Genomic DNA, 11195 nt, shown 5'->3' with positions numbered 1-11195 from the left:
GTCGGTGGCGTAGATGTATACACCGGTTGTTTTCAGGTTGCTGTACAGAGGCAGAGTCTGATATACCTCGTCCGTCACATACAGAAATACGTTCTTGGGAATACCGCCATAGTTGGCGTTGAAATTACGGTCGTTCCACTGATATTTGGAATTAGTGCTTTTTTCACGGTAGAACCAGTTGTTATCAATACGTACAGCCAACACATTATCTCCTTCTTTCATATAGGGAGTAAGGTCAAATCCTACGGCCATAACCCCGTTTTCATGCAGTTCCGTTCAGGAAGAATTCACCACCCTGGCGAACTCCCTCGAATTCGACAAATACTTTTTTACCTCTCAATTCTTTTACCCGGAAATGCTTGCGATACCACATAACAGTGTCGGTGTGTTGGCTGATGGGCAGTTTAAAGGCTTCATCTTCATTGAAGGCATGCGGTAAAGTAATTTGTTTCCAGTCATTATCGTTGAAATCAGCTGTTTTCGCTTGTGGAAAGTCCCCCACCTGCAGACGCCATTCACTGTTAAAGTTGTATTTTTGGCGTTTTGCAGCATGTGTACTCAAAGCAAACAGCGTCGTGAGGATAAGCGTGAAAAAGAAAAATCTATTCTTCATGTTATTCTGTTATTATAAGCTTTATCTGGTTCTATTTTAATTGCCGTCCGGCTTTTCCATTTCGAAGAAAGGTGCGGGATACCAATGAAATTGGTTTACATCATCCGGTTGTGCTGGATTATAGTCAGGAACAGAATGAAGGTGTTTTGCTAAATCGGGAATATTTTTCTTAATGCCCTCAACTACACATTTGGCTATCTGATACGCACCGTAGGGGTTGAAATGAGTATTGTCGGCAAGTGCTTTCTTCTGCCCTTCAAAGCTTCCCATCGGATAATGTACAAAGGCTTTCTTGGATTCTTTCTCTCCTAAGGCTTCGTAAAGGATACCGGTCATTTCATTTAAGTCGATGAGAAGAACCTTTTCTTTATTGGCTATCCAGCGTACCGCATCCGGATATTCACCGTGGGTATTTACTGTTTTTCCCTCTTTGTCAAATCTGCGACGGCGGGTGGGAGTCACTAAAACCGGTATGCCACCGTGTGCTTTAACTTCGTCTATATAGATTTTTAAGTTGGTCATAAATGAATAGTATGCTCCTTTACCCGGACCTTTTTGTTTTTGGTCGTTGTGCCCGAATTCAATGAAGAGATAATCTCCTTTCTTCATTTGCGACAAAGCCTTTTTAAGGCGATTGGCTTTAATGGACGTATTGGCGCTTTCACCGCTTTCGGCATAGTTTGCTACTGCTGCATCCGTTCCGAAAAAGAGAGGGAGCATTTGTCCCCAACTGGCCCATGGCTCATTTTCTTGGTCAACCACAGTGCTGTTACCGCATAAATAGATGGTGGCAACGGAAGATGAAGTCGGTTCTATACGTATACTTTCACAAGCCGGTGCTTCGCCATTGATTTCAATGGTCAATTTGTCATCCCAATCCAGCTTTCTTTTTTCCCGGTCTTTGATTTTCACTTTTTCTTTCTTGGATATGTATGGGCTTCGTTTGTTGACAACGAAACTCCTTTCGGTGATTTCTCCCTTTTTAGTTGGTAAATTCTCAATAAACAATCTGCGTGATTCGGCGCGGACGGTTGTATTGGCTGCACGTTTGCTGCTGCCTAAACTAACGGTGACAAGGTAGTTCCCATCCGGTACCCGTACGGAAAAATAGAAAGGTTCTTTGCTCCCTTTTGCAGGTGTTTCCGTACGGTCATAGCCATAACCGGTAGCTTCGGAATAACGTGGGGCATCTTCCATTTTGAATGTTTGAGGCAATGTTTGTGCTGAGGCGTAGACTGTCGTTAACAGCAGAAAATTTAATAGTGTTGTTCTCATGACTGATTTTATTAATTGTTGTTTTTCATAATCTTGTTATTTTGACGCTAAAGTAGCGGCATTGTTCTTTTTGTGGAATAGAGTAATGTACATAAGTATGTATTTTCTATTTATTTTATATCGATAGTCCGCTTATAATGTGATAAGTAACAGAAAAGACAGGATTATAAACAAATATTCCATGTATTCATTGCTCTGTTTTCTTATTTTTGTAGACATGCAAATATTGATAGTCTCTTTTATTAAAATGAAATGCTTGTTATGAAAAAAAGTTTCTTATGTTACTTATTGCCGGGGTGTATTGCGCTTTCTATCAATCTGTCATTGTGTGCTCAAAATAGAGTTGCCGCTCCGATGAAGGATATAAATAATGTAATTGATAATACGTTGGACAGTTTGAATAAGGCGCGGACTGTGAGGCCTATCGCCGGTTCCAGTCGCAGAGGGGATAATCCTGTACTTTTTTTAGTGGGGAATTCCACCATGCGTACCGGTACTTTGGGCAATGGAAATAACGGACAATGGGGATGGGGATATTACGTGGGCGAGTATTTTGATGTTAATAAAATAACAGTGGAAAACCACGCGTTAGGCGGAACAAGCAGCCGGACTTTTTATAACCGCCTTTGGCCGGAAGTTCTTAAAGGGATACGTCCGGATGATTGGGTTTTTATAGAACTGGGACATAATGATAACGGACCGTATGATAGCGGTCGTGCGCGTGCTTCTATTCCGGGAATCGGAAAAGACAGTTTGAATGTGATAATCAAAGAAACGGGAGCAAAGGAAACGGTATATACCTATGGTGAATATATGAGACGTTTTGTACGGGATGTAAAAGCAAAAGGGGCGCATCCAGTCCTTTTATCTCTGACTCCCCGTAATGCGTGGGACGACAAGGATAGTACGATTATTACACGTGTAAATAAAACTTTTGGTTTGTGGGCTAAACGGATAGCTAAAGAACAACGGATACCTTTCATTGATTTAAATGAGATTACCGCCCGTAAATTTGAAAGGTATGGTAAAGAGAAAGTGAAATATATGTTCTACCTTGATCGTATTCATACCAGTGCTTTTGGCGCCCGTGTTAATGCGGAGTCGGCAATTGAAGGTATCCGTAAATGTAAAGGGTTGAAACTTGCCGATTATTTAAAGCCGATGGAGCAGGATACTGTTATGGGTAAAAAACGTAGGAAGGGGTGTCCGGTACTGTTTACCGTGGGTGACAGCACGGTGAAGAATAACGATAACGATGAGAATGGTATGTGGGGCTGGGGCAGTGTTATTGCGGATGAATTTGATTTGAATAGGATAACGGTTGAAAATTGCGCTAAAGCCGGACGTAGTGCTCGTACTTATTTGGATGAAGGGCGTTGGGATAAAGTATACGGTGCACTGCAGCCCGGTGATTTTGTACTTATTCAGTTTGGTCATAATGATACCGGGGCTGTTAATACTGGCAAAGCGCGTGCAGAATTGCCCGGAGCTGGAAATGAGAGCAAGGTGTTCTTGATGGAGTCTACCGGAAAATATCAGGTCGTTTATACTTTCGGCTGGTACTTACGTAAATTTATTATGGATGTGAAAGAAAAGGGTGCTATTCCTATTGTGCTCAGCCACACTCCACGCAATGTGTGGGATAATGGACAAATTCAGCGTAATACCGACTCTTTCGGTAAATGGACTCGTGAAGCGGCAGAGCGAACCGGGGCGTATTTTATTGATTTGAATAAACTCACAGCAGACAAATTGCAAAAAAAAGGTTGGGAACAAGGATTACGTGCGGTAGGTGAGTACTTTAATAAAGATCATACGCATACTTCGCTAAAGGGGGCGCACCTCAATGCCGAAAGCATCGCAGAAGGATTAAAAGCTACGAACTGTCCTCTAAAGAATTATTTGAAATAATTCCGTATATATTCTCCTTTGATGGATTTGGGAAAACCAAACGACCTTCTTACTTTTGTAAAGGCGATAAACGACAAAAACAATAAGAGAACCGCCAAAAGGCTCAGAACTCGTTTGCCGTGAAGCTCTTATTTTTGCAATACAGAATAAAGTTCGTTTCTTAATTCTATTAAAACTATCAAAGGCACATGAAAAAACTACTTGGATTTATTTCCTTTCTTTTGGTATTGGCAGGTTCTGTTTCTGCCAAAGTGGTACTTCCGGCCATCTTTTCCGATAATATGGTTTTGCAGCAAAATGCGCAAGTCAATCTGTGGGGAAAGGCGACGCCCGGTGAACGCGTTTCGGTAAAAACATCATGGACGGATAAAGCCGTAACGACCAAAGCTGTGGCTGACGGTAAATGGACCGTGAAGTTAAAAACGCCTGCGGCCGCAAAGGGGCAGTCCGTTACGGTGAGCGGTGAAAATTCGATTACTATTAATAATGTGTTGATAGGTGAAGTATGGCTTTGTACCGGACAATCCAATATGGAATATCCGGTTTCCAAGCATCCCGATAAAAAATGGATGACCGGTATGATAACGGAAGCCGAGGAAATGAAAGATGCGGATTATCCGGAGCTGCGTTTGTTCCGGGTGGAACATCAGTTGGCTCCCGAGGGTGAAATGGATGATTGTCAAGGCCGGTGGCTGGTGTGCACGCCGAAAAACCTGTATGACTTCTCGGCGGTGGGATTCGTTTTCGGACGCAGATTGCATAAAGAACTGAATGTACCGGTAGGTATGATACAGTCTACCTGGGGCGGCACGCATGCGGAGTCGTGGACGAAAATGGGTGTCATGAAGAATAATCCGCTTTATACGGACGTACTCGAAGATTTCGCTCTGAAGAACGTGAAGCAGGAAAAAGGATATTGCAAGGTTCCTTCCACGCTTTGGAACGGAATGATTCATCCTATTCTGGGATATACGGTGAAGGGAAATATCTGGTATCAGGGAGAATCGAATGCCATTCGCCATGAAAAATATCAGCAGGTATTTACCAATATGATCAACAGTTGGCGGAAAGAATGGAAACAACCCGATATGCCTTTCTATTTCATGCAGATTGCTCCGCATAAAGGGCAACCGGCCGGTATTCGTGAAGCGCAGCTCAAAACATGGCAGAGTGGGCTGAAGAATGTGGGTATGGCGGTCATTACGGATGCGGCGGATTCTACGGATATTCATCCGCGTAATAAGCGGGTGGCCGGTGAGCGCATGGCTTTATGGGCGCTTGCCAAACAATATGGTAAGGATGTGGCTTATTCCGGTCCGCTCTTTAAAACGATGAAGGTCAGCGGCAATAAGGCCGTATTGAGTTTTGAATATGCCGAAGACGGATTGATGACACCGGAAGATGCTCCGGTCAAGGGTTTTCTGGTTGCAGGGGCCGACCGTCGTTTTTATCCGGCGGTGGCTGTGATAAAAGGCAGCCGGTTGGAGGTTTCCGCTCCGCAGGTGGCGGAACCGGTTGCCGTACGTTACGGTTTTTGTAACTTCTTCCGTGTGAATCTCTATAATAAGTCCGGTTTACCCGCAGTGCCTTTCCGTACGGATACATGGGAACAAGGCTCGTATGCACGTTGGTTTGCCGACTCTGAGATGATGCGTTTCCCGCAGGCTTATCAGTTGGACCACGGTAAGCGTTTGTTTTTCGGCTATGCCCAGGGAGTAGGCTGTTGCGCCATGTTGCAGATGTGGAAGACTACGGGCGAACGTCGTTACTATGACTACGTGAAGCAGTGGGCCGACTCTCTGATTAATGAAAAAGGAGAAATTCATCTGTATGATAAGTCTACTTACAACTTGGATTTCATCAACTCGGGAAAGGTGCTGTTCGACCTCTATCGTGAAACCGGCGATCAGAGATATAAGGCGGCAATGGATATTCTTATCAGACAATTGAAAAACCAGCCTCGTACTTTGGAGGGCGGCTTCTGGCATAAACTGATTTATCAGCATCAGATGTGGCTGGACGGGCTGTATATGGCTTCTCCGTTTATGGCGCAGTATGGCGCGGAATTCAACCGGCCGGAATGGATCGATGAGGCGGTGAAGCAATTCCGTCTCTGCCATAAACATACCTATGATGCCGAGACAGGATTGTACCATCATGCGTGGGACGAGAGCAAGAGTCAGCGTTGGGCCGATCCGGCGACCGGACATTCCCCCAACTTCTGGGGACGCAGTATAGGCTGGTGGTTTATGGCGCTGGTGGACGCCTTGGACTTTATACCGGAAAATCATCCGGGACGCGCTGATATGCTTGGCTATATTCGCGGACTGGCGGAAACACTGCCGAAATATCAGGATAAGGCCGGACTTTGGTACCAGGTTATCGACCAGCCCAAGCGTAAGGGGAATTTCCCCGAGGCATCCGTAACCACCCAATGTATGTATGCTTATGCAAAAGCGGTGAATAAAGGATATATCGATGCAAAATATCGCGCTGTGGCGGAAAAGGCTCTGCAAGGTCTGAAAGACAAGCTGTTGGTGGAGAAACAGGACGGTACTTTGACTTTGACCCGTTGCTGCCAGGTTGGCGGCTTGGGCGGTCATCCGTATCGTGACGGAAGCTTTGAATATTATATAGGTGAGAAGATGAGGGATAACGATGCCAAGGCAACAGGTCCGTTCATTATGGGATGTTTGGAACTGGAAAAATAAGACAGGTATGAATCGGTTGTTTTGTATTGCCATGTTTGCATTTTGCGCAGGGGCTTTGTCCGCACAAGATGTTTCGTGGCCGGAGATTAGTTTGGATGCCAAGCCGGCTGCCCGCTGGTGGTGGATGGGAAGCGCGGTGGATAAGGAAAACCTGACCCGTAATTTGGAAGCGTATGCTGCGGCGGGAATGGGTACGATGGAGATTACTCCGATTTATGGCGTGCAGGGAAACGACGCGAAGGATATTCCGTTTCTCTCTCCCCGATGGATGCAGATGCTGCAATATACGGAAAGTGAAGCGTCCCGTTTGGGAATGCAGATTGATATGAATACCGGTACCGGCTGGCCGTTCGGCGGTCCTGAAGTGGGAATAGAAGACGCAGCCTGCAAACTGTTTGTCACGGAATACCGGTTGGAGGGCGGGAATACGCTCGACAAAAAGATAGAAGTCGCCGATAGAAAACAGTGGCCTTATGCCGAATTGGAACGTCTGATGGCTTTTTCCGATAAGGGAAAGTGTCTGGATTTGACGAATAAGGTGAAAGACGGAATGCTATGCTGGAAAGCTCCGAAAGGCAATTGGCGTTTGATTGCCGCCTTTTGCGGCAAGACTTTGCAGAAAGTGAAACGTGCGGCTCCCGGCGGTGAGGGGTATGTGATGAATCATTTCTCGGCCCGTGCCGTGAAAAACTATCTCGGACGTTTTGAACGCGCTTTCGATGGACGGTTCAAGGACACGTCCGGCAGCGCTACCGCTTATCCTCATAATTTCTTTAACGACTCCTATGAGGTTTACGGGGCGGACTGGTCGGAAGGACTTTTTGATGAGTTTCTGGCACGTCGCGGTTATAAACTGGAAGAACATCTGCCGGAGTTTCTGGCGACAGGGGAGCGTTCGGACAAGACCCGACGCATCATCTCCGATTATCGTGAAACTCTCAGTGAATTATTGCAGGAGAACTTTACCCGTCAGTGGACGGAGTGGGCGCATCTGCACGGGTCTAAGACCAGAAACCAGGCTCATGGCTCGCCGGGAAATCTGATAGATCTTTATGCTACGGTGGATATTCCTGAGTGCGAAGGCTTCGGCCTATCCGATTTTGGTATACGGGGATTGCGTAAGGATTCGCTGACGCGTCCCAATGACTCCGACCTCTCCATGCTGAAATACGCTTCTTCGGGCGCTCATATCGCCGGTAAACCTTATACTTCTTCGGAGACTTTTACTTGGCTGACGGAGCATTTCCGTACGTCTTTGTCGCAATGTAAGCCGGATATCGACCTCATGTTCGTTTCCGGCGTCAATCATACGTTTTTCCATGGCACGACCTATTCTCCCGCCGAGGCTGCCTGGCCCGGTTGGAAGTTTTATGCTACGGTGGATATGAGCCCGACGAACAGTATATGGCGGGATGCGCCCGCATTCTTCCAGTATATATCCCGTTGTCAGAGCTTCTTGCAAATGGGACAGCCGGATAATGACTTTCTTGTGTATCTGCCGTTGTATGATATGTGGCAGGAGCAGGACGGACGACTGCTGATGTTCGATATTCATAAAATGGCACAGCGTGCTCCGGGCTTTATAGAGGCGGTGCACCGTATCAATGATGCCGGTTACGATATGGATTATATTTCCGATAATTTCATCCGTACGGCTGCTTGTCGCGATAAGAGAATCGTAACGTCCGGCGGAACAACGTATAAGGCATTGGTGGTTCCCGGGGCGCGTTTGATGCCTGCGGATGTACTTGCCAAGCTTCTTGATTTGGCGAAAGAGGGGGCGACTGTTGTATTTTTGGATCAATATCCGGAAGATGTTCCGGGATATGCCGGATTGGAACGGCGCCGCACGGAATTTAAACGTACTTTGGAGCAGATAAAGAAATTAGGGAATGAACGTGGTAAAGACCAAACGGTGTTCTTCGGTACGGATTATGCCCGTACGCTGGCACAGACCGCTGCCATACCGGAGGCGATGAAGACATCTTTTGATTTGAGTTGTATTCGTCGCAAAAACACGGAGGGCTACCATTATTTCATATCCGCACTGACCGGGAAAGATACGGAAAGTTGGATACCGTTGGCTGTACCTGCACGTTCGGCTATGCTTTATAATCCGATGAACGGAGCTTCCGGTAAGGCTCTTCTGCGCCAGAAGGATGGCAAGACGGAAGTTTATTTACAATTGGCTTCCGGGGAATCAGCCATATTGAAGACTTTCACGGAAGCTGATGTACAGGTTCCGGAATGGAAGTATCAGACTGTTGCGCAGGGAACTGTCGAACTGTCCGGTTTATGGAGCCTGCGGTTTGTGGAAAGCGCTCCTGCGGTACATAGTGTACCGGATTCCGTTTCTTTGGGCTCATGGACGGATTTATCCTTTGAAGGTGCCGGAACAACTATGGGAACAGGTTGCTATACAACCGCTTTTGTGATTGAAAATCCCGCCTCTGCTCAGGATTGGCAGCTCTCACTCGGTGACGTTCGTGAAAGCGCCCGTGTACGTATCAATGGCAGGGAGGTTGCCACTTTGTGGGCTGTACCCTATTGTTGCCCCATCGGGCAATACTTGCGTCCGGGAAAGAATATTCTGGAAATAGAAGTGACCAATCTTCCTGCCAACCGCATAGCCGATATGGATCGCCGTGGAGTGAAGTGGCGTATCTTCAAAGATATAAATATTGCGGCGCTTGGTTATAAAAAAGGGACTTATGCCGGTTGGGAACCTGTACCGAGCGGTTTGTTAGGCCCTGTACGTATTATACCGCTGAAGATAACTAAAAACGAAATGCAATGAAAAAAATCAGTTGGGCCGGGGTAGCGTTTGTTTGCGCTTTCTGCTCCTTACACGCTCAAGACCCGCGTGAACGAAACTATTTCTATGAGATTCTTGACCCTAAGCACGAGCCTAAACCGTTGGCAGAGGGATTCGCTCAAGAACGGATTACTGAGAAATTAAACCGCGGACTGGCGGTCGCTCCTTCCCGGGACGGCAAATCCGTGTATCTCAGCTGGCGTTTGCTGGCATCGGATGCTCCTGCCACGGCTTTCCATGTATATCGTGAAGTAGACGGAAAGACTCGTCGCTTGACGAAAAAAGCCGTTTCCCGTACTTGCGACTTTGTGGATGCCACCCCTCATGAACAAGCCGTTTATTGGGTGGAGGCTGTTGTAAAAGGACAGAAACCGGTTGTATCGGAAAAACGGAAGGTTGTATCGGCCGATTTGAAACCTTATACATCTATCCGCCTGAAAGATAACGCAAAAGCCGGAAAGATAGCGCTGGCCGACCTGAACGGTGACGGGGCTTATGATTATATCATCCGTACTCCCGAAACAAATGTCGACCCGGGCATGCCGGGTGACACTACCGGAAAAACTTATAAAATATCCGCTTATTTGAGTGACGGCACTTATCTGTGGACATACGATATGGGGCCGGGTATTGAACCGGGTATCTGGTACTCGCCTTTCATCGTTTACGATTTTAATGGAGACGGTAAGGCCGAAGTGGCGATTAAAACGGCGGGTGCCGATTATGTGAAGAACGGGAAAGGGCGCGTTTGCGGCGGGAGTGAATATCTTTCCGTATTGGACGGCATGACCGGACAGGAGATAGACCGCGTGGATTGGCCTGAACGCAATGACCGTTACGGAAATCTGATTCGACAGAATCGTAATCAGATGGGAGTTGCCTATTTAGACGGAAAGACGCCGTTCATACTGGCGGCACGCGGTACTTATAAGTTGATGGTTGTGGATGCCTGGATGTTGAAAAACGGTAAATTGGAACGTGTGTGGCGTTGGGATGGTGATGAGGAAAATCCTATTGTCCGTAGTATGGGCGCGCATAGCATGGTTACTGCCGATGTAGACGGTGACGGCCGCGATGAGGTTATGTTAGGCTCTTGTATGCTCGATGATAACGGAACGCTTTTGTGGTCCTCGGGATTGGGACACAGCGACAAAGCGTATCTTTGCAAGTTGCGTCCCGATATGGAGGGCATGCAGGTGTTTATGGTAAGTGAACCGAAAAAGGAAGACGGCCGTGGCGTTTCGGTAGTGGATGCTGCTACGGGTAAATTGATATGGGGTATCGGACATACGACCTATCATGTAGGCGACGGCATGGTAGCGGATTTTGACCCTGCTCATCCCGGATTGGAGTGTTTTGCCAGCGAAGACCGTAAAGGAGGAAGCACCGATAGATATTTGCTTACTGCCGACGGAAAGAAACTGCAAGTATCTCAAGATGAGATACCCGGTTGCCGTAACTGGATATGGTGGGATGCCGATTTGTTGCGTGAGACATTCAAAGGAGACGATAACCGTTGGGGAGCAGGTTCCTCTTCCGGTGGACGTGACCAGAGTATCTGGAAATGGAAAGGTGAGATATTAACGGAAAATATCAAAGGAGATATATTGCTGATGGCTGATATGGAAGGTGATTGGCGCGAGGAACTGATAACGGCTTTACCCGGCGAACTGCGTATCTATCGCACCAATATTCCTGCGACAGACCGTAGGGTAACGTTGATGCAGGACGCTTTGTACCGTAGCTATGTAGCTCATCGTAGTATGGGGTATCCTCAGGCGCCTGTACCGTCTTTTTATTTAGGAGATAATTAATGTATGTATCGGAAAATATGTTCCGGTACGTTTGCTAACTTTAAAACGCTATTAAG

5 protein-coding genes and 1 pseudogene are annotated in these 11195 nt (G+C 46.8%); 4 read left to right on the top strand and 2 right to left on the bottom strand.

All coding sequences use genetic code 11. The annotated features are described in order from the left end of the window. A pseudogene (locus BHV72_RS10535) lies at positions 1 to 613 on the bottom strand (sugar-binding domain-containing protein); the annotation flags it as partial. A gap of 36 nt (positions 614 to 649) precedes the next feature. Further along, positions 650 to 1888 (bottom strand): rhamnogalacturonan acetylesterase, encoded by a 1239-nt coding sequence (locus BHV72_RS10530; protein WP_087413512.1) that lies wholly within the window; start codon positions 1886 to 1888, stop codon positions 650 to 652. Positions 1889 to 2149: 261 nt separating this feature from the next. Here BHV72_RS10530 and BHV72_RS10525 point away from each other — a divergent pair, with 261 nt between their 5' ends. From BHV72_RS10525 to BHV72_RS10510, 4 genes are all read left to right on the top strand, one after another. Then, positions 2150 to 3799, top strand: a complete 1650-nt coding sequence (locus BHV72_RS10525; protein WP_162609582.1) for a rhamnogalacturonan acetylesterase — start codon at positions 2150 to 2152, stop codon at positions 3797 to 3799. A 188-nt stretch (positions 3800 to 3987) separates the two neighbouring features. Further along, positions 3988 to 6510 carry a glycoside hydrolase family 88 protein gene (locus tag BHV72_RS10520; RefSeq protein WP_087413511.1) on the top strand — a complete coding sequence of 841 codons (2523 nt, stop codon included), beginning with the start codon at positions 3988 to 3990 and terminating at the stop codon, positions 6508 to 6510. Between the two features lie 7 nt (positions 6511 to 6517). Next, positions 6518 to 9307, top strand: coding sequence for an alpha-L-rhamnosidase (locus BHV72_RS10515; RefSeq protein WP_373129590.1), 2790 nt, complete (start codon positions 6518 to 6520; stop codon positions 9305 to 9307). Next, positions 9304 to 11139: a rhamnogalacturonan lyase family protein gene (locus BHV72_RS10510; RefSeq protein WP_087413509.1), complete on the top strand. Its 1836-nt coding sequence runs from the start codon at positions 9304 to 9306 to the stop codon at positions 11137 to 11139. Before BHV72_RS10515 ends, BHV72_RS10510 begins: the two co-directional genes overlap by 4 nt. The last annotated feature ends 56 nt before the right edge of the window (positions 11140 to 11195 follow it).

The sequence above is a fragment of the Bacteroides sp. 43_46 genome (assembly GCF_001915455.1).
Taxonomy (GTDB): Bacteria; Bacteroidota; Bacteroidia; order Bacteroidales; family Bacteroidaceae; genus Bacteroides; species Bacteroides caccae.
Note: the sequence above shows the minus strand (reverse complement) of the source record. Positions and strands in the feature narration are given on the sequence as shown.